General features: G+C 40.3%; 17 protein-coding genes. 8 read left to right on the plus strand and 9 right to left on the minus strand.

Translation table 11 applies throughout. From position 1 onward, the window contains the following. Positions 1 to 382 precede the first annotated feature (382 nt). Both FHK88_RS02730 and purU read left to right on the plus strand, forming a co-directional pair. On the plus strand, positions 383 to 2,734 hold the full coding sequence (locus tag FHK88_RS02730; RefSeq protein WP_227429256.1) for an Ig-like domain-containing protein: 2,352 nt from the start codon (positions 383 to 385) through the stop codon (positions 2,732 to 2,734). 265 nt (positions 2,735 to 2,999) lie between these two features. Continuing rightward, a complete protein-coding gene (gene purU, locus FHK88_RS02735) occupies positions 3,000 to 3,872 on the plus strand; it encodes a formyltetrahydrofolate deformylase (protein WP_227429283.1) in 873 nt (290 codons plus the stop codon). Positions 3,873 to 3,967: 95 nt separating this feature from the next. On the opposite strand, the gene FHK88_RS02740 is transcribed toward purU, so the two are convergent. The 6 genes from FHK88_RS02740 to FHK88_RS02765 all read right to left on the minus strand — a co-directional run bounded on the left by FHK88_RS02740 (position 3,968) and on the right by FHK88_RS02765 (position 10,625). Next, the gene (locus FHK88_RS02740; RefSeq protein ID WP_227429257.1) at positions 3,968 to 4,750 is read right to left on the minus strand and encodes a 2-keto-4-pentenoate hydratase; all 783 of its coding nucleotides are present in this window, start codon (positions 4,748 to 4,750) and stop codon (positions 3,968 to 3,970) included. Between the two features lie 53 nt (positions 4,751 to 4,803). Next, positions 4,804 to 5,523, minus strand: coding sequence for a pantothenate kinase (locus FHK88_RS02745; RefSeq protein ID WP_227429258.1), 720 nt, complete (start codon positions 5,521 to 5,523; stop codon positions 4,804 to 4,806). Positions 5,524 to 5,667: 144 nt separating this feature from the next. Next, a complete protein-coding gene (gene rsfS / locus FHK88_RS02750) occupies positions 5,668 to 6,042 on the minus strand; it encodes a ribosome silencing factor (RefSeq protein WP_227429284.1) in 375 nt (124 codons plus the stop codon). A gap of 217 nt (positions 6,043 to 6,259) precedes the next feature. Further along, a complete protein-coding gene (locus FHK88_RS02755) occupies positions 6,260 to 7,012 on the minus strand; it encodes a nicotinate-nicotinamide nucleotide adenylyltransferase (RefSeq protein ID WP_227429259.1) in 753 nt (250 codons plus the stop codon). Positions 7,013 to 7,168: 156 nt separating this feature from the next. Beyond that, entirely contained in the window at positions 7,169 to 9,316 is a 2,148-nt protein-coding gene (pta, locus tag FHK88_RS02760; protein ID WP_227429260.1) for a phosphate acetyltransferase, read from the minus strand. A 115-nt stretch (positions 9,317 to 9,431) separates the two neighbouring features. Next, positions 9,432 to 10,625 carry an acetate/propionate family kinase gene (locus FHK88_RS02765; protein ID WP_227429261.1) on the minus strand — a complete coding sequence of 398 codons (1,194 nt, stop codon included), beginning with the start codon at positions 10,623 to 10,625 and terminating at the stop codon, positions 9,432 to 9,434. A gap of 191 nt (positions 10,626 to 10,816) precedes the next feature. Between FHK88_RS02765 and lptM the strand changes: the two genes are divergently transcribed. The 4 genes from lptM (at position 10,817) to FHK88_RS02785 (ending at position 15,030) form a co-directional block, all read left to right on the plus strand. After that, positions 10,817 to 11,041, plus strand: coding sequence for an LPS translocon maturation chaperone LptM (gene lptM / locus FHK88_RS02770; protein ID WP_227429262.1), 225 nt, complete (start codon positions 10,817 to 10,819; stop codon positions 11,039 to 11,041). Positions 11,042 to 11,164: 123 nt separating this feature from the next. After that, entirely contained in the window at positions 11,165 to 12,508 is a 1,344-nt protein-coding gene (lysA, locus tag FHK88_RS02775) for a diaminopimelate decarboxylase (protein ID WP_227429263.1), read from the plus strand. A gap of 492 nt (positions 12,509 to 13,000) precedes the next feature. After that, the gene (dapF, locus tag FHK88_RS02780; RefSeq protein WP_227429264.1) at positions 13,001 to 13,894 is read left to right on the plus strand and encodes a diaminopimelate epimerase; all 894 of its coding nucleotides are present in this window, start codon (positions 13,001 to 13,003) and stop codon (positions 13,892 to 13,894) included. A 32-nt stretch (positions 13,895 to 13,926) separates the two neighbouring features. Continuing rightward, positions 13,927 to 15,030: a tyrosine recombinase XerC gene (locus tag FHK88_RS02785; protein ID WP_227429265.1), complete on the plus strand. Its 1,104-nt coding sequence runs from the start codon at positions 13,927 to 13,929 to the stop codon at positions 15,028 to 15,030. Positions 15,031 to 15,150: 120 nt separating this feature from the next. On the opposite strand, the gene FHK88_RS02790 is transcribed toward FHK88_RS02785, so the two are convergent. Then, positions 15,151 to 16,050, minus strand: a complete 900-nt coding sequence (locus FHK88_RS02790; RefSeq protein ID WP_227429266.1) for a nitrilase-related carbon-nitrogen hydrolase — start codon at positions 16,048 to 16,050, stop codon at positions 15,151 to 15,153. Positions 16,051 to 16,227: 177 nt separating this feature from the next. Here FHK88_RS02790 and FHK88_RS02795 point away from each other — a divergent pair, with 177 nt between their 5' ends. Both FHK88_RS02795 and hpf read left to right on the plus strand, forming a co-directional pair. Beyond that, positions 16,228 to 17,787: an RNA polymerase factor sigma-54 gene (locus FHK88_RS02795; RefSeq protein ID WP_227429267.1), complete on the plus strand. Its 1,560-nt coding sequence runs from the start codon at positions 16,228 to 16,230 to the stop codon at positions 17,785 to 17,787. Positions 17,788 to 18,270: 483 nt separating this feature from the next. Beyond that, entirely contained in the window at positions 18,271 to 18,648 is a 378-nt protein-coding gene (gene hpf, locus FHK88_RS02800; protein ID WP_227429268.1) for a ribosome hibernation-promoting factor, HPF/YfiA family, read from the plus strand. A gap of 196 nt (positions 18,649 to 18,844) precedes the next feature. On the opposite strand, the gene thiS is transcribed toward hpf, so the two are convergent. Both thiS and FHK88_RS02810 read right to left on the minus strand, forming a co-directional pair. Further along, positions 18,845 to 19,045 carry a sulfur carrier protein ThiS gene (thiS, locus tag FHK88_RS02805; protein ID WP_227429269.1) on the minus strand — a complete coding sequence of 67 codons (201 nt, stop codon included), beginning with the start codon at positions 19,043 to 19,045 and terminating at the stop codon, positions 18,845 to 18,847. Positions 19,046 to 19,118: 73 nt separating this feature from the next. Further along, the gene (locus tag FHK88_RS02810) at positions 19,119 to 19,481 is read right to left on the minus strand and encodes a DUF423 domain-containing protein (protein ID WP_227429270.1); all 363 of its coding nucleotides are present in this window, start codon (positions 19,479 to 19,481) and stop codon (positions 19,119 to 19,121) included. Between the last annotated feature and the right edge of the window lie 34 nt (positions 19,482 to 19,515).

A 19,515-nucleotide genomic window follows, 5' to 3' on the forward strand; every position in this document is an offset into this window, starting at 1 on the left:
GTCATTTTTCTCGACAGGAGGATTCCTCTGTCTATTTTAGTAAAGGTAGATACGGATGATAACATTTATAACCCAAAGAAGGTATTTTGCTAAATTTAGGTTGTAAGTTACATACAAAAACAGTAAAGTTATTATCAGGAAACTCAATAAAAATATTTGGTTACTAAGTAGTAATGATGAGGCTACATAACATACCAAGTAAATTTGAGAGGAAGCATTGCCCCAGTAACTTAGCGCATTGTTGTTATATCAATAAAATCTGTTGCTGTTTAGGGTGAGTTTATTTATTGAAACTGAAATAATCTCATAACAACTTTTTTAATTTGTCACAATTTTTTAGCACATAGTACCTATTTTGGGGTACGAATGCGGAGTCTATATTATGTCTAATACAAGCTTTTTGAGCACAATTACTAATAATCATAAGCGATCAGCAATTAAGTTCTTTCAGCTGACATCTTTATCATGTGCATTAGCTTTGGCTGGTTGTGGAGGCGGTGGTGGTACTGTTGACTCAATTGACCCTAGACCAGATCTTGGTGTAGGCGGAAGCACAGGCGGTTCAGGAAGTGGCACAGGAACAGGCGGTGGCGAGACAGAGTCTGAAGTGAAAATTAAAAAAAGTGCGTTGGTTGATGTTGATGGCAACGCTATTAATTCAATTGGTTTAGAAGGTGCTTATTATCAAGTTGAAGTGGTTGATAAGGCAAATAAGCCCATTGCTAATGCCAAGGTTTCTTTTAGTATTGACGCACAAGGTGTGGTGTTAACACAAAGCACTTCTGGTTCTGTTTTAACAGACACCAATGGTATGGCTCAAATTTTCCTAAAACCACAGAATGCAGAAGTTTCAGGAGCCTATACAATTTCAGCTTTGGCAGATTTTGGTAATCAAACAGCAAATAGTAATAAAACATTCTCAGTACAAGCAACGAATGTTGTGCTTAGTAAGCTGACTATTGAAAATAAACAGTTGCCATCTGGTGGACAAACTCCTGTAAGTCTACAAGTCACTGATACAAATGGTAAAGCGTTAAGTGGTGTATTGGTTAACTTAAATAGTAGTTGTGGTGATATTGTTGCCCAAGTGAGTTCTGATACAGATGGGATGGTACGTGCTGTTTATAAAGCCATTAATGCTGATAACTCTCTGTGTGGTGGCAATGTGCGTCTATCAGCAAGCACAGGTAATAAGACACAATCTGAGACGATTGAAGTTGCCTCTCCTGAAGCAACATCTATCATCTACACTGCTAATGATTTGACCATGGGTATTCAAAATAGTGGCTCTTCTTCAACAGGGCAAATTGAGTTTACTGTTTACTCAAACTCATCTCCACTTGCAAATCAGAAAGTTGAGCTGTCACTAGAAAAAGCACCTTTAGGGCTGACTTTTGGTCCTGAGAAAAAAAGAGAGAGCTATATAGCGACTACGGATGAAAATGGTAAAGTTCAAGTCAATCTTTATCCAGGTAGTACGCCTGGTCCTGTTGAAGTGAAAGCAACACTGGTCTCAGACGAAAATGTAAATGCATTATCAAAAAATATCACCGTTGCTAGCTCTCGAGTGACTCAAACAGGTCTTAGTATATCTTGGGAAAAAAATGTACTAGATTGGAGTGCGGATGGAAATACAGCTGTTATACAAGCACGAATGTCAGATAGAAATGGTAATAAAGTACCTGACGGTACAGTAATTAACTTTACAGCAGAAGGTGGGAAGATTACTTCGGACTGCTCTACAGTAGATGGTGTTTGTCAAGTAACGTTCTCTACCCAAAACTCACGCCCAGGAGATGGTCGAGTGAGTGTTTTAGCTGTGGCTGAGGGTGAAAAAGACTACATCGATACGAATGGCAATAATGCTTGGGATAAGGATGATATTTTTGTCTACAATATTGGTGATACCTATCGTGATGATAATGAGAATCATAAGTATGATCAGGGTGAGTTCACTTATCCCTCAAAAGGTGGTAACCAAGCGTGTGAAAACAATTTAGATCAATATATTAATTTAAAATTCCCAACCCTACCTGCTATCAAACGTACACAGTATAAAGCAAGATATGTGGCAGAGTTTGTCTATCCGAATCGACCTGATACATGTAATGATGGTTTAGATGCTGTAGTAAGATATCAAGGCATTACTTTATTATCTGATAGTAATAATGCTAGATTTGTATTAGGTGATGTAGAGAATAAAGTGTTTACACCTCGACCAGAACAAGTGGTTAAAGGTAGTGACAACCTCATTTCTGTACGTATGAATAGTGGTGGATTTTATGATTTAAATCCAATGCCATCAGGTACTACGATTACTGGTGTTGCTAGTGATGAAACCTCATCTAAGCCAACGGCAGTAATCGTACCTTCTGGTACAAACAACTATGTCATTAAGGTTAATGGTGCTAATGCTAATAGCTTCATTACAGTTAAAAAAGGTGAAGTAGAGTTTCCTGTAACAACCAATGCAAATGGATCCGGTCAAACAGCACCATTTAGTACAATCCCTGATGGAGATATTAGTATTGAGCAGGAAACTAAAGACTGTGAAGCTAGCCTTGTGGCAGGCGTTACAAAAGTCCCTGCAAATGTTGCTGTTGGTAAACCAGGTGATAATTTAGGAACTGTGACAACGTTTAAATTAAAGAACTGTCAAGCGGGAGATGAGTTTAAAGTAACCGCAACAGCACCTAATGGGAATGTGACTAGCTATACATATACTATTAAGTAAATATAGTATGCTGTATCTACAGCAGATAACATAAACACTGAGTATTTTTTGGTGCAATTAACTATCTGATAGATGGAGACCCTCAAGTATTCTTGGGGGTTTTTATTTATGTGAATACAAAGGCTTTTAGAAAGTAGATAGGGATAAAATATAAAACTTATTGTCTTTATATGTGATACAGCTTTACAATATTGCCCCTATGATAACTTGAATAGAATAGATTCTTATGAAAACAACATCAGCAAACTTTGCTACGCTACCAAGTGTGGCACCATCAACAAAAGAAACAGCCACTTTACTAGTACAATGCCAAGATCAGGCAGGTATTGTGCAGGCTGTCTCAGGTTTTATTTATGAGCAGGGCGCAAATATTATTACTTTAGATCAATACTCAACTGCGCATGAAGGCGGGCAGTATTTTATGCGTGTTGAGTTTGCATTGGCTGGTTTCTCAGAGGTGCTTAGTAGTTTTGAGGAACAGTTTGCACAACAGGTTGCTAGTAAATATCAGATGGACTGGCAGTTGCATGATAATACAGCAAAGTATCAGGTTGGTATTTTAGTTTCAAAGTTTGACCATGCACTTTTGGATTTATTATGGCGTCATCAGCGTGGTCTGCTTGATTGCGATATTACGTGTGTGGTGAGCAACCATGAAGATTTGCGTCAAGCGGTAGAAAACTTTGGAATTGAGTTTCATCATGTCCCTGTAACAAAGGAAAATAAAGCGCAGGCTGAGGCACAAATTCATGAGTTAATGGCGCATAATGATTTATTGGTTTTAGCACGTTATATGCAGATTTTATCAGCAGATTTTGTTGCTAAGTGGTCAATGCGTATTATCAATATTCATCATTCATTCTTACCAGCATTTGTTGGTGCAGACCCTTATCGACAAGCATTTGAAAAAGGGGTGAAGTTGATTGGTGCAACGGCTCATTATGTGACTGCTGAGCTGGATCAAGGTCCTATTATTGAGCAAGATGTACATCGAGTGACACACCGTCAAGGTGTTGCTGATTTACGGGCAATTGGACGTGATGTAGAGCGTAACGTCTTGGCTAGAGCTGTAAACTGGCATGTACAAAATCGGGTGATTGTCACAGGTAATAAAACCATTGTTTTTAATGAGCTTTAGGTTTTAGTATTCTTTGGCTGTACTGTAGATACAAAAAAGAGCTGTGTAAAAACAGCTCTTTTTTATACTATAAACTACCAAGAGAGGGTCAGATATTATTGAGTAACGGTGATTGAGATATCGCCAATATTAGGAAAAATACCTGTAAATGTCCCCGTTTCTAGTGGAACAGGGCTACCAAATGAGCCAGATGATATAAACATACCTGCGTTGATATGCAGACCATGTGAGGCAAGTTTTTGTACCAGCCATTGGATGGCATTGGCTGGATGATTAAGAACGATGCTGGCAGGTTCAATTAACAAGGTAGCATTATCTTTTTGCAGTTCACCCGTTGTTGAGCCAATGGCGTCATAACTTGCTTGGATTGGCTCGCCAAGGCAGACATATCCACCGACTGCACCATCAACACACAAATGCTCTTTACTCATATTAGCAAACCAGTTGTTATAACGAGAGTCTGGAATCTCTAAACAAGGCGCGATAAGACATTTTTGGCACAGTTGCTCTGGTGTGTCTGTGGGGAGTAGACGCTCTTGGGCAATAAATGCCAGCTCAAGCTCAATCAGAGCACTATGGACATCATGAGTTAGGGATAGTGGTTGGGTATGCTCCCAAACTTGTTGCTCACTCAGTTGACCATAAATTGGTTCTAGTGAGTTAAAGATTTTGAGAGTTTGCTCATTAGTCATACTGATTTTATAGCCTGCCAGATGTTCTCCATGTGCCAGTTTTTGTGCAGTAACCGCGTGCTGGATATGATATGCCTGCTCAAGTGTTAGATTAGGTATCATCTGGTTAGTATCAATGGTTGTATGGGTGTGATAGGCTTTAAAGATAATCTCAACCAATTGTGTGGGGGAGAGTGGCGTTGTCATCACAATATCCTTATAGTGTTTTTTATCATGGTGTTTTTATCAAAAGCTACTTTTTAGTTAAAGAATCGTATCAATCCATTGAGAAGCAAGTCTTCACGAATATGTAAAGGGTGGTCAATATGTTGTGCTAGGATAGATGCATCACCCCCTGTCATAATCAGCTCAAAGTTAGGATGACGACGGCTGATTTCATTTACTGCACCAACAATTGATAATAAGATTCCACGATGAACAGCATCGGCAGTGGTTGTGCCTTGGGCGATGCTATCAAATGTACCGTTTGAGATACTGATTTGTTTTGTGCCAGAAAATAGGGCTTCTCGTTGTAGATAAATATTAGGGAAGATATATCCACCCAGATGGTGTGCATGGTCAACCAAGTCAATAGTGACTGCAGTGCCACAGCCGATGACACATTGACGTTTTTTGCTATCAACAGCCCCTAAAAGCTGTAGCCAGCGATCTACACCAAGTTGACTTGGCTCATAGTCACTTTTGAGTAAGCTATGATTGGCATCAACATGTACAAACTTAAATGGAATAGATAAATGGCTTAGTGATTCTGCAATTTGTGTATTAATCTGCTCACCGAGAACAGAAGAAATGCCAATAAAAGCAGGGGCTAATTGTTGGAAGCGGTCTGTTAAGCCCATTAACAGCTCTGCAGGTGCTTGTAGGTGCTGTTTGGCATCATGAGCGACAACTTGAGTGATGTCATCTGTTAGCCAATATTTTAAGCGTGTGTTCCCTAAGTCAAGCCATAATTGTGTCATAACACGTTATTCCATTATCGTGATGGTGTGTGGTAAGAAGTTAATAAGTATAACCAATAATAACAAAGCTGATAGTGACCTCAATCAATGGTTCATAATAATCAAGCTTTGTTAGTAGGTTTGGTTTGTGATAAAGCTTATAGATTAGCTGGGTTCACGTGACTCAGCAGATAGGGCGGCAAGTGCCTCTGGAGAAGACCATAATCCCTCTAAATCATAGAACTCTCGGGCTTGTGGTGTCATGACATGAACAACCACTGCACCCAAGTCAATAAGTGTCCAGTCACTGTCTTTTTCACCTTCTCGTCCTAGAGGCATAAAATCTTCTTTTTTGGCAACAGCACCAACGTGATCTGCCAGTGCTTTGACATGGCGTTTTGAAGTGGCATCAGCAATGACAATATAATCCATGACATCGGTGAGATGGGCAACTTCAAGAACAGTAATATTTTTTGCTTTCACATCTTCTAAGGCTTCTTGAACCAGTGCAAGACAGTGATTTAGGCGTTCTGTACTCATTAACTTTTGGGTCATAAAAATTCGACTCTTTAAATAATTGCTGATAATCAATAACAAGTTACTTTGCTGTATTAACGTTTGATGTGTCTATACTGGATGGATTATGAATAGTGACATACAAGAATAGAGACATACAAAGCTTATTTGCATTTAAGTATAGCAGGATTAAAACATTAAAACATCGTTGATCAGTTTGTTATCAAGTTTACTATGGGTTTCACCAGTCAGATTCATGATATAAATCATGTTGTACAATGTAACGATAGACACTGACAGGTAAGTTAAGTAAAGGTTGATAGTGGTTTTGCTGATACTGGATGTTTATTTGTTTTCGGATATCTCGGCTAGAAATGCTTGGGGTGACTTGGTTGTCTATATAGATATGTCCATGTGTGGTAGTTTTCAAGTCTTGTGCTTGTTGACATACTTGTATTTGTAGTGCTTGAGGCAGAGCGTTTTTAATGTCTTGCACACTTTGCCACTGTTCCCGTGGGAATATCCATAAATGCGCTAGGGTTGTAAGTTGTAAGCCAGAGCGCCACTTTTCAAGGCTGTTAGCACTGTCTGCCCCCATGATAAAGATGATGCTATCGTCTGGATAGCGTTGACGTAGCACCTGTAGGGTGTCAATGGTATAGGTTGGAGGTGTTTGCCAAAGTTCTAACTCACAAATATTCAGGTTAATGCCACTATTTATAGACATTGATGAGTGATGATAGTCTGCAATGGCAAGCTGAATCATATGCAGGCGATGCTCTGGCGCAATGCTGGTCGCTTTAAATGGTGAACGTGCAGTCGGTAGAAATGAGGCATCAACAGGCGTTTGAATGGGCTCTGTTGTTAGTAAGCGCTTCGCTGTATGATGCAATAATGAGACATGACTGTGATGGATAGGGTTAAAAGAGCCCCCTAAAAATAGGCGAACTACAGGTGGTTTAACTGATGACATGAATAATGGTTGATGGGTCATAAATGACTGTCAATGATGATAAATGAGTCTGCGGGGTAAAGAAAGAGCAGGAAAAATATAATAAATAGACGCCCTAGCACCCAGATGATGCTAAGGGGGCGTCTATTTGGATTATTGTTCAGCACTTATACTAGCAAGTAAATAATAAGCAATTATTTACACCTCAGGGCTAGAAGCTTGTATTGCTGTTAGTGCAATGGTATAGACAATATCGTCTACCAATGCACCACGCGACAAGTCATTGACAGGCTTATTCAAGCCCTGCAACATCGGACCAACACTGATAACATTGGCACTGCGCTGTACAGCTTTATAGGTCGTATTACCAGTATTGAGGTCAGGGAAGATAAAGACATTCGCCTGTCCTGCTACGGGTGAGTCTGGTGCTTTTTGTTTACCGACACTGCTGACAAAGGCTGCATCATATTGCAATGGCCCATCTACAACCAGATGAGGAGCACGCTCACGGACAATTTGGGTGGCTTGTTTGACTTTTTCAACATCTGCACCAGTACCAGATGTTCCTGTTGAATAGCTAATCATAGCGACTTTGGGGTCAATGCCAAAGGCTTTAGCAGAAGCGGCTGACTGAATGGCGATTTCTGCCAACTCTTCAGCATTTGGGTCTGGATTGATGGCACAGTCACCATAAACAACGACCTGTTCAGGTAATAGCATAAAGAAGATAGAAGAGACCAATGAATAGTCTGGTGCTGTCTTGATAAACTGGAATGCAGGACGGACTGTATTTGCTGTGGTGTGTACTGCACCTGAGACTAAACCATCAACTTCACCTAGATACAGCATGATAGTACCGAGGACAACGGTATCTTTTAGCTGTTCGGTAGCAACTGGCTCAGTTAATTTGCCTTTACGACGCTCAATCATTGCAGCGATGTATTTTTCTTGGTTAATACTCTCTGGGTCTATGATTTCTATATCATCTGGAAGGTCAATACCACGATTTTTTGCCACTTCTTGCACATCTTCTTTTTTGGCTAGTAGCACACACTGAGCAATGCCTCGGCTTTGGCAGATAGCTGCTGCCTCAACTGTGCGAGGCTCAGAGCCTTCTGGTAAAACGATGCGCATATGGCTTTGCTGTGCTTTTTTGACCACTTGATGACGAAATGCTGAGGGTGATAAGCGTGGTTGGTGATGACGCTCAAAGTAGCTTTTGAGCCACTCAAGGTCAAGGTGTGCTGCCACAAATCGTGTGACATCAGCAGCACGTTCAGTATCGTCGCTGGGAATTTCATTACTAATATTAGATAGGTTCTGCACTGTTTCAAAGCTGTCTGTTTTGACACTCATCACTGGCATACCTGTTTTTAATGCTTGTCGGCAGAGGTCAATTACTGTGTCATTGGGGATGATGCCACCAGTTAAAACAATACCTGCCATAGGGATACCATTCATGGCAGCCAGAGCCGTTGCCAATAGTAAGTCATCACGATCACCTGGTGTCACAATGAGGGTGCCACGACTAAAGACACTACCAACACGTGAGACAGTACGAGCTGTTAAGCTGGTTTTTAGCACACGACGATTTTTTGCATCACCTTCATGTAGCCAAGTTGCGCCTAGCTCTTGGGCGATATCCCATGTTCGTGGTACAGATAATGTGTTACTAAATGGCACGACACCGATTAGGTGAAACTTGTCGGTACCAAAAGCAGGTGAGTGCGAAGCCATCGCCTGCAAAAAGCTATCATCAAGACTAAACTTGGCTTGACCAGGTGCAACAGGCTGTGTTTCAAAAGTATTTGGAATGTTATGCACACGCATCAAGATACAACCAAGTGTGCGACCACTAGATAGCCCACCATAGTCTCGCGCATACATGTCAAGTTTATCAGCCAGTTGCTCTGGATTATTAATATCCGCACTACTGACTAAGATGACTTTGGCATCTAGGGCATTGGCTAGGGCATAGTTGACATGAGTGGCGTAGCTTGCCTCAGTGGTAGGTACTAATCCTTCACAGATAACAACATCACAGTCTTCATCTATCTGGTTAAAGTTAAATACCACTTCTTCCATCAGTGTATCAAGTTGGTCATCACCAATCATACGCTCAATACGCTGGCGAGGAATAGAAGCTGGAGGATTGAGTCCAAAGGCATGCTTTGCCAAATCGCTGGTACTATCAAGGCTATGTTGTTTATCTAATGTATCATCTTGCAAAAATGGCTTCATAAAGCCTGCTTTGATACCTGTATAATCTAATGCTCGAATAAGCCCTAAAGCAGCAGAAGTTAAGCCAATCCCACGACTGGTTGGTACAAGTAAAATAGTTTGCATAATTTAAGTTCCTAATTTCACTTTTTTAAGTTTTAATTTTTTATCAATTATTGCAAAGTTGATTATGATTGCTACACAGAAACCATCATCATGACTTGCTGATAACCAACCTCAATTAATCAGCCATACCCAATGCTTCACGAGTTTCTTGAGCAATACGGAATTCTTCATCCGTTGGAATAACCCAAAGCTCAAGCTGGCTATCAGCATGATGGAAGCTACCTTCATTTCCACGAATTAAAGCAGCATTCTTGTCATTATCAATTTTGATATTAAAGTGACGCATGACTTCTAAAATATTACGACGAATAAGGTCTGAGTTTTCACCGATGCCACCAGTAAAGACAATACCTGTAAACTCTGGTAAGGCACAGCTTAATGATGCTAAGTATTTACCTGCACGATAGCAAAACATCTCAAGTGCCAGTTTTGCATCTGCATTACCTTCATTAGCAGCTTGTTCAATGGTACGCATATCATTGGATAGACCAGACACACCAAGTAGTCCACTTTGTTTGTTGAGCATCGTATCTATCTCTTCTAGGCTCATGTCCAACGTGCGTTTGAGGTGGATATGTAAACCAGGGTCAACATCGCCACTGCGTGTTCCCATCATCAGTCCTTCTAAAGGTGTGATGCCCATACTGGTATCAAGACTTTTTCCGTCATAAATAGCAGCCGCTGAGCAACCGTTGCCTAAGTGTGCCGTTAGCCAGCCATGTTTACCTGTAGCAGAGGTTAGGGTGCTAGCACGGTCTGATACATAGGCATGTGATGTGCCATGAAAGCCATAACGGCGGACCTTTTCTTCATCATATAGTGCTTTAGGGATAGCATAGCGGTAAGCCACAGGAGGCATGGTTTGGTGGAATGCGGTATCAAATACCACCACTTGTGGTAAATCAGGGTAGATGGCATTCACAGCTTCTATACCCAAAGCATTTGCAGGGTTATGCAGTGGTGCTAATACTTTAAGGCGCTTAACTTCTTCTAATACGTGCGGTGTCACCTTGACTGCTTCAGAGAATTCCCGCCCACCATGCACGACACGGTGACCTACAGCGATGGGTTTATATTTTTCAAGTAGTGCTAAAATCTTTTGTAGTGCCAGTTTATGACTACCACCAGCAATGTTAATTTCTTGTTTTTCACCATCTAAGTCAGTGTGCTTAATACGTGCAGTATCTAAGCCAAGATTTTCAGCCAGTCCTGTGATACGAGTTTGGTTGTCTTCACTAATCAAAGCATATTTGATAGAAGAAGAGCCACAGTTTAAAACTAGGGTGGGGTTATCGATTGTATGACTCATTGTATATTGTCCTAAATGTTTTGTTATGTTCAAAGCAAAGTTATGAAAGGTGTGTGTTGATTATTTACCCGTTTTGCCCATAATGTAGCATGTTTTTATAAACATCTCGACTGCCATCTGTGTTTCATACAGGAGAGTTAGGTAACAACATTTGGGCGTATTTAATATTTTAATAAAGAGGGTATCTTATCATGAGAAATTACAATTGGTCACATCGTATGGTATCAATAGCAATCATATTAGGCATGGGTAGCGCTTTATCTTTAATGGCAGGATGTGGACAAAAAGGCGCTTTATATTTGCCAGAACCTTCTACACAGCAAACCGTAAATAAAGAAAGCAATAGCAATGTAGACAGTAGTGAAGATATGGATACACAGTCAGTAGCTGTTGATGAAGATTTGAATGATTATTGAAGGTAAATTATCCATACTACCCATAATTGATAATATAACGTTGCGTGGTCGTGTTACAATCATAATATTTTATGGTTTGATGTCCAATAAAACCCTTAATTTAGTCAGTTGTGGAAGATAATTATGAGTACAAGTCAGCCAGTCGATACGATTATTTCATCGACCGAGGAAGGATTGCTTATTCATCCTGAGGAATTTGTGAATACATTGCCAAGTCTACAATACCAATATGAAGCTTTATGCATAGAGGATGTGTGCGTAGATACATTGGTACAGGAGTATGGCACGCCTTTATATGTATATTCAAAACAGGCGATTTTGTCTGCTTATGAGGCATATGAAAATAGCTTTGCTATGATAGATCATCAGATTTGTTATGCTGTAAAGGCAAACTCTAATCTCTCTGTATTGAAAGTTTTGGTAGAAGCTGGTGCAGGGTTCGATATAGTTTCTCGTGGTGAGTTAGCACGGGTTTTGGCTGCTGGTGGCGATGCTAAAAAAGTGGTTTTTTCTGGTGTAGGAAAAACAAAAAAAGACATTGAGGCAGCATTGCAGGCTGGGATTGGCTGCTTTAATGTGGAGTCAGTCAGTGAGTTGGAGCTGATTCAAAAAGTAGCGCGACGTTTAGACAAAGTTGCGCCGATATCATTACGTGTGAATCCTAATGTCGATGCAGGAACACATCCCTATATTTCAACGGGTCTACGTGATAATAAATTTGGAATAACACACGAAGAAGCGGTGGCTGTTTATCAGCAGGCAGCAGAGTTTTCCAATATTCAGGTAGTGGGTATTGACTGTCATATTGGCTCACAGCTAACAGAAGTTGCGCCATTTTTAGCAGCACTAGATAAAGTGATTGAACTGGTTGAGACACTACAAGAAAAAGGCATCACACTTGAGCATATTGACCTAGGTGGTGGTTTGGGTGTTCGTTATATTGATGAGACACCCGTTAGTATTGCTGATTTTGCAGAGGCTTTATTGCCGAAGTTACAAGCGTTAAATCTCAAGCTGTTTTTAGAGCCGGGGCGTAGTATCGTCGCCAATGCAGGTATTTTATTAACGCAAGTTGATGTGCTGAAACCAACAGCGCATAAAAACTTTGCTATTGTGGATGCTGCTATGAACGACTTAATTCGTCCGGCACTTTATCAAGCACAAATGGCAGTATTACCAGCAGTGCTTCCTAGCTCTCTGGGCATAGATACCTATAAATGCTGGGAGATTGTAGGGGCAATTTGTGAAACGGGAGATTTTCTGGCAAAACAGCGCTTATTATCATTAGCAGTCGGTGATGTGTTAGCCATTACTGGTGCTGGGGCTTATGGCTTTGTGATGAGTAGTAACTATAATACCAGAGCGCGAGCTGCTGAAGTGATGGTCTCTGAAGATCAGCATTGGTTAATTCGTCCACGTGAGACAATTGAGCAGTTATTTGCACAAGAGCAAGCATTGCTGTCATAAGGTTGGAAGGTAAGATAGAGAGATTCTTCGTTATCAAGTGTGTTATGGACGGATTTGTAATCTATTCTTAATTAAAAATTTGTTTGTAGCTAACAGCATTAGAACCCATAGACATTGTGTTTTATGGGTTTTTTCAGTTTTAATGCAAAATTTATATAAATTGATACATAATGATTCATGCTAGAATGAAGCTGCTTTTGAGAGTTGTTATAATAAAGTTAATAAGAGAACAGTAGGTTTTCTTGATTAACTAGTTGTAAATTAAGAAATTATACCTTTGTAATTAGGTTTTTTAGATGTATTTAAAGTAGGTATGATTGAGGTTGTCATAATAGAGTGTAATAGAGGTAAAGATATTTTGATGCTCAGAAATTGGTATTTTTAGCTAATTTTGTATTAGCAGATGAAGTGACAAGGATGTATTATGATTGCCATGATGAGCATGATAAGATAAGTTGACACAAGATAAATAATAGCGTAGGAATGACAATTATGTTAATAGAATTTACGAAAATGCATGGACTGGGTAATGATTTTATGGTCATTGATTTGGTCACTCAGCGTTTGGATTTAACACCTGAGCTGGTACAGTTATTAGGTGACCGTCATCTGGGTATTGGGTTTGATCAGCTCTTGGTAGTTGAACCACCACAGCGCCCTGATGTCGATTTCCGCTATCGCATTTTTAATACAGATGGAACAGAAGTGGAACAATGTGGTAATGGCGCTCGTTGTTTTGCCCGTTTTGTACAGGCACGTAAGTTGTCATTTAAACAGCGTTTACGGGTTGAGACAGCAGGGGGAATTTTAACACTGTCTACAGATCGTTATGGTTGGGTACAGGTAGATATGGGTAAACCAAGCTTTGAGCCTGAAGAAATTCCATTTACCCCCAAAGCCATTACTAAAATACAAAATGCGTATCATCTAAACGTTGAAGGTGAGCCAGTTCAACTGTATGTCGCAAATGTGGGAAATCCGCATGCTGTCATCAAGGTTGATGATATTTTAGAAGCAGAAGTGGAAAAGCTGGGTTCTGCTATTGAGTCCCATAGTGCGTTTCCTGAGCGTGTGAATGTTGGGTTTATGCAGGTGATGAACCAGCGTCATGTGCGCTTACGTGTTTATGAGCGGGGCGTGGGTGAGACACAGGCATGTGGTACAGGAGCCTGTGCGGCGGTTGCTGTTGGTGTGCGTGAAGGCTGGATAGATGAGGGCGTTGATGTGCGCGTACAGCTATACGGTGGCAGTTTATTGGTGCGCTGGCAGGAAGGTTATTCACTGATGATGACAGGTCCAACAGCCTTTGTTTATGAGGGTGTCTTTAGCCCAGATGGTTTGATGGCTCAAGCAGGCATAACACCAGTACAAAATAGCGATATTTGATGTTTAATCAGATATTGATAGTCTAGGTGAAGATGGTTACAGAGAAAATAGAGCTGGATAGCCAGATAGTCAGTGGCATACAAACTGAGTCTTTGGCATTTGATAAGTATGACTATACTCGTCTACCAAAACGTGAGAGAGAGTTATTTACACCAGTACAGCGCTGGTTAAATATCTTATCTGCGCGTAATTTGTCTTATCATACATTGCAGGCTTATTTCTCTGCCCTTTACCAGCTAGGACAGTTTTTATTGGCACAAAAACTGGTTTGGACACGCTGTGATAAACGTAAGTTTAGCCAGTATATTGCTAAGCGCCTAGAAAAAGACGCGTTAGCAACTGCCAGTGTTCAGCAAGAGCTATCAGCAATTCGTCACTTCTATACATGGTTGATTGAAGAGGAGTTGGCTCGTGTTAATCCAACAACAGGCTTTCAACTGAAGCGTGAACCTCGTCCATTACCCACAATTGCAGATGTTGACCTGTTATCACAGCTACTTGACCAGTCTATGCCAGATACCCCTGAGCAGGCAAGGTTGTGGGTGCGTGATAAGGCAATGTTTGAGCTGATATATAGCAGTGGATTGCGAGTCGGTGAGTTGGTTGCATTGGATGTGTCTGATTTAGAGATAGATACAGAGACACAACTTGGGCAAGTGCGCGTGCAAGGTAAAGGTAATAAAGTCCGTATTGTGCCTGTAGGTAGTAAAGCCATTGCTGCAATAAATGCCTATTTACCACATCGTTACTTGTGGGAAGAGCAGGGCGATAATGCGCTATTTATCAGTGAAAAGCTGGGTACGCGTTTAACTACCCGAGCTGTGCAACAGAGGTTAAAAGTTGCGGCTACCCGAGCTGGTATTGCGCAGAATTTATATCCTCATTTATTACGGCATTGTTTTGCCTCACATATGTTGTCAGGCAGTGGTGATTTACGAGCAGTACAAGAGCTATTAGGGCATAGTGATATCAGTACCACACAAATTTATACTCATGTTGACTTTGCTAAATTGACCCAAGTATATGATAAGGCACATCCACGTGCAGTACAGTCTGTGCAAACAGCTATATCTACACAGTCTTCTAAACAGTTTTCTAAGTCGACTAAGCCAGCTAAATCAACTCAACAAACCTAACCTAATGAGCCTAACTGAGCTAAGCTAAGAAAGTAAGATATTTGGGGTATATCTCATATTAATATTAGCTGACCATAGGTTATGGTAACTGTTATTTAGAGCTATCATTAAGAACGGTTATTAAGCAAGGCGGTGACACTGAAATAACGGCATATTTTGTCGGTATTGTTGCTGTGCTTGGTGGTCAAACTCAGCCAAAATTACCACTGGAGCAGTGGTTGTGCTATCTTCTTGCGCATTTGCAATGGTTTTTGCTCGTTGCGTATCATGGCTTGCGAGTATGACTCCATTGGCATCTACTATTGTGGCATGCCCCCAAGTATCACGATGTTTATTTTTGGAATAGTGATGTCTGCCTCCTTGAGAAGCACCAATAACCAGACATTGTGAATCTAGTGCTCGTGCTTGTAATAGCATACGCCAGTGGGCTTCACCAGTACGATAGGTAAATGCTGATGGTGCTGTTAGTATCTGTGCGCCAGCTTGTCGGAGTCGTTGAGCTAAAGCTGGAAAACGTAAATCGAAGCAGACCATCATCCCGATAGTAACTGGTATGTGGTTTAGCTCACAGGTAGCAACAACAGTATGTTCACCTGCCTCAAAGGTGGCTGATTCATCATAGCGACCATGAGCATCATTAACAGTGGCAGTAAACAGGTGAATCTTATCATAACGTGCAAGACACTGACCATCTGGTGCAAATAGTAGACTAGACTGGCGTAATCGACCATCCGCAATGGTAGAGCCATCAGGGCGGTAAGGACATGGTAACGTCCCTGCTAGTAGATGGATGTTATATTGTGTGGCGATATTGGCAAGTTTTTGTGATAATTCATCAAAGCGCTCAGCAGTAGCAAACTGATTACCCATACATAACGCATTCTCTGGTAGTACAGCTAGAGAAGCACCTTGACTGTGAGCAAGAGCGACACTTTGTTTTACGAGCTGTAAATTGGTATCCACATCTCGTTGGCTATTGAGCTGAATACATGCAACGATGGGTTTTGTCGAATCATTCATGGAGATATCCTCATGATTGATGAGTAAAATAGTTTAGCAAAAGTTACTTATATTATTTTCTTTGGTATAAATTTTGCATCAGTTTTTTTGTTAAAGATAACAATACCAGAAAATGGAAAACATCTAAATAATAATTTTTTGTCGGTTTTTTATGACATTTAGGACATTAAAATATTTATGAGTATGTCATTTGGCTTAACTGCCAACCTGAGTACAACACAGAAGCTAACGCCACAGATGCAACAAGCTATTAAGCTGTTGCAACTATCTAGCCTTGAGTTGGCACAAGAAGTCCAGCTCAAGCTAGATAGTAACCCGATGTTAGAGCGTATAGAAGAGGATGAGATTTTTGCTGACTCAGAGCAAGAACAAGAAGATATGCGTGACAATTTGTCTGAGTCTCAAGCAGAGTCTATCTCACCAGAGTTAGAATATGAAGGTACATCTGTGCCAGATAGTGCTGAGCATCTGGCACAAGATAGCATTGGTGAGTTAGAAGTTGATAGTAGTTGGGATGATATCTATACACATGCACCCACTGCCTTAGCCAGTCCAGAAGTACAAGATATGGATGACTACCAAGGTGCAACCACAACCAACTTACAAGACCACATACGCTGGCAGTTAAACTTTAAGCATCTATCTGAGATGGATATGCTGATTGCTGATTATCTGGTCGATGCCATTGATGATTCTGGGTTTATAAATCTGGTATTAGAGGATTTAGAGCGTACATTAAATACCATGGCAAGTTTTTATCAATGGGAAGAAGAGGTTGATATTGAGCAGATTGAAATGGTTTTACATATCATCCAGTCCTGTGAGCCATTAGGTGTTGGTGCACGCAACCTTGCAGAATGTCTACAATTGCAACTAAAAAAACTACCACAAGATACCCCTTATCGGACACAAGCCATACAATTATTAGATGGGCATGAGCATCTGGTTAGTAATAATATTAAAGCGTTAATACAACAAACAGGCATCAAAAAAGAAGACATTGCTGATGCACTGGCATTGATTCGTACATTAAATCCAGCACCAGGATTAGCCTTTACCAATGCTCAGCCAGTTTATGGTAATGAGCCAGAAAGCTATGATGTACCAGATGTATTGGTAAGTGCTGTAGTGGATGAAAACACAGGGCAAACCAGTAGCTGGCAGGTCAAATTAAATCAGGATATCTTACCAAAACTGCGTGTCAATCAAACCTATGCCAGTTTAATTAAACGTGGTGATGATAGTCCTGATAATGTATATCTACGTGATAACCTAACAGATGCCCGCTTATTTATCCGCAGTATTGAAGAGCGTAACCAAAATTTACTCAAAGTAGCGACATGTATTATTAAGCGTCAGCAAGCCTTTTTACAGCAAGGCGCCGTTGCCATGCAACCCATGATTTTAAAAGATGTGGCTGATGAAGTGGGTCTGCATGAATCTACCGTCTCAAGACTTACAACCAGTAAAAATATTTTAACCCCGCAGGGCTTATACTCTCTTAAATACTTTTTTTCATCACACGTTGCTAGCAGTGATGGGGAAGTGTCCTCAACGGCAATTACCGAAATGATTCGGCAGATGATAGCCTCAGAAGACCCTAAAAAACCACTTTCAGACAGTGCGATTCAAAAGCGCCTAGAGACAGATGGTATTGATATTGCCCGACGTACAGTTGCAAAATATCGTGAAGCCATGAATATTGGTTCTTCAACACAACGCAAACAAAAATTTTAATGATGCTGTATTCATCGTCTAAAGCAAGGCACTTTTGATAAAATCTTGATAAAAAGTTTCTATGTTCGGATGTTCGGTGCTGAATAGAAGTGGTAGACGTTGAGTATGGGGTTTTATTGCTTAAAGATTGAGAGAGAATTTTTAACAGGTGTTTATCAACCAAGATAGATAACTATTAGATAAAAAACAAAATTTTGGAATTATATATAAAATAGAAAAAAACGGAATAAGGAATTACATTTCTTTACATAAAAAGTGCTTGCGTCTACTGCATTTTCATGACAAATTAAAGACACATCCACTCATCATGACAAACTTAACTACTTAAATATTTATCAGGGATGTTAAATACAATCATGTCAAATACAACAGATGATTTTTTTGGATGTACGCAAGTATCTATCAAGACAAATGTTTGTCTAAGATACATAATATGATAAACACATGACACCCTACGATGTCACAGTAAAAGGAAGACAGAGTATGAACATTTCTATTAGTGGTCACCATATCAGCGTTACAGATGCCATGCAACAATATGTTATGGATAAGCTAGCCAAGGTTGAGCGTCATTTGGATCAAATTCAAAGTATCAAAGTCATCTTATCACTGGATAACCATCATAGCCAAAGTAGCCACGCTGGACAAAATAACCACAAAGCCGAAGCACTTCTACGTGTTTCTGGACAGGAAATGTTTGTGCAAGCATATGATGACGATATGTATCGAGCCATTAATGAAATGGCAGAGAAGCTAGATCGCCAAGTGCGTAAGTATAAAACCCGTCAAGACCGTATGACACGTACTGCTAAGCGTGAAGCACGATATCAATCAACAGATATGGATGATGAAGTTGCTTAACCTATTTTCTGGATTTTATTCAGGATGGGACAAAGCAAGTCAAAAAGCACTGATGTTAAAGTCAGTGCTTTTTTTATGACATATATGGAGAGCTTTTTATAATATGAGCATTGAGTGTATACGGCTTTAGGTGGTATGCTCACAGATGGCTATTAATCATTACTAATTCTGTTTAATTACTGAGCAGTTTAGTGTGTTAGCCTCCACCAACAGCTTGTACCACTTCAATGACCATACCATCTTGTAGCGTAACATTGTCTAGTTGTGATTTTGGTATCAGCTCACCATCCACTTCTACAGCATAGCGTCCCTTATTGAGTCCTAACTCATCTAGTAGGGCAGGTAATGCTTGGTGTAAAGTCTGCATGGTTTTACCATTGACACTAATCTGGCTCATAAGCTTCCTTATTTACGACTTACTTTTGAATGGTTGATGACAAATAGATACTAGATGGATAGTTGTCATGGTGCTAGTTTTGATAACGTAAGGCAGTAAATGCCAACCATAACCAACCAACAATCATTAATGTACCACCGATAGGGGTAATAGCACCAAACCAACGTGGTGCACCCAGTGTCATCAGATATAAACTACCAGAAAACAGAATGATGCCTGTTTGAATTAGCCATGCGGGTGTCTGGGAGATATGACCCAATCGAATGAGAATACTAATAAATAATAATCCCAACGCATTATAGAAGAAATATTGAGTGGCTGTTTGCCACCATGCCAGTTGCTCAATACTGGCAATGGCTTTGATGGCATGTGCACCAAATGCACCCAATGCAACGGCTAGAGCCATATTGATGGCAGAGATAGCAGTCCAGTTCATATATGTTTTTCCTATATCTCAATTACCTCAATCT

The sequence above is a fragment of the Psychrobacter sp. I-STPA6b genome (genome assembly GCF_020662265.1).
Lineage (GTDB): Bacteria > Pseudomonadota > Gammaproteobacteria > Pseudomonadales > Moraxellaceae > Psychrobacter.

What these genes read in the sequence shown, in the direction of transcription:
- dapF (WP_227429264.1), top strand. Translation starts at nt 13,001, where the DNA reads ATGTTAATAGAATTTACGAAAATGCATGGACTGGGTAATGATTTTATG.
- lysA (WP_227429263.1), top strand. Translation starts at nt 11,165, where the DNA reads ATGAGTACAAGTCAGCCAGTCGATACGATTATTTCATCGACCGAGGAA.
- rsfS (WP_227429284.1), bottom strand. Translation starts at nt 6,042, where the DNA reads ATGAGTACAGAACGCCTAAATCACTGTCTTGCACTGGTTCAAGAAGCC.
- thiS (WP_227429269.1), bottom strand. Translation starts at nt 19,045, where the DNA reads ATGAGCCAGATTAGTGTCAATGGTAAAACCATGCAGACTTTACACCAA.
- FHK88_RS02785 (WP_227429265.1), top strand. Translation starts at nt 13,927, where the DNA reads ATGGTTACAGAGAAAATAGAGCTGGATAGCCAGATAGTCAGTGGCATA.
- FHK88_RS02810 (WP_227429270.1), bottom strand. Translation starts at nt 19,481, where the DNA reads ATGAACTGGACTGCTATCTCTGCCATCAATATGGCTCTAGCCGTTGCA.
- FHK88_RS02755 (WP_227429259.1), bottom strand. Translation starts at nt 7,012, where the DNA reads ATGACCCATCAACCATTATTCATGTCATCAGTTAAACCACCTGTAGTT.
- pta (WP_227429260.1), bottom strand. Translation starts at nt 9,316, where the DNA reads ATGCAAACTATTTTACTTGTACCAACCAGTCGTGGGATTGGCTTAACT.
- FHK88_RS02740 (WP_227429257.1), bottom strand. Translation starts at nt 4,750, where the DNA reads ATGACAACGCCACTCTCCCCCACACAATTGGTTGAGATTATCTTTAAA.
- lptM (WP_227429262.1), top strand. Translation starts at nt 10,817, where the DNA reads ATGAGAAATTACAATTGGTCACATCGTATGGTATCAATAGCAATCATA.
- hpf (WP_227429268.1), top strand. Translation starts at nt 18,271, where the DNA reads ATGAACATTTCTATTAGTGGTCACCATATCAGCGTTACAGATGCCATG.
- FHK88_RS02745 (WP_227429258.1), bottom strand. Translation starts at nt 5,523, where the DNA reads ATGACACAATTATGGCTTGACTTAGGGAACACACGCTTAAAATATTGG.
- FHK88_RS02790 (WP_227429266.1), bottom strand. Translation starts at nt 16,050, where the DNA reads ATGAATGATTCGACAAAACCCATCGTTGCATGTATTCAGCTCAATAGC.
- FHK88_RS02730 (WP_227429256.1), top strand. Translation starts at nt 383, where the DNA reads ATGTCTAATACAAGCTTTTTGAGCACAATTACTAATAATCATAAGCGA.
- FHK88_RS02765 (WP_227429261.1), bottom strand. Translation starts at nt 10,625, where the DNA reads ATGAGTCATACAATCGATAACCCCACCCTAGTTTTAAACTGTGGCTCT.
- FHK88_RS02795 (WP_227429267.1), top strand. Translation starts at nt 16,228, where the DNA reads ATGAGTATGTCATTTGGCTTAACTGCCAACCTGAGTACAACACAGAAG.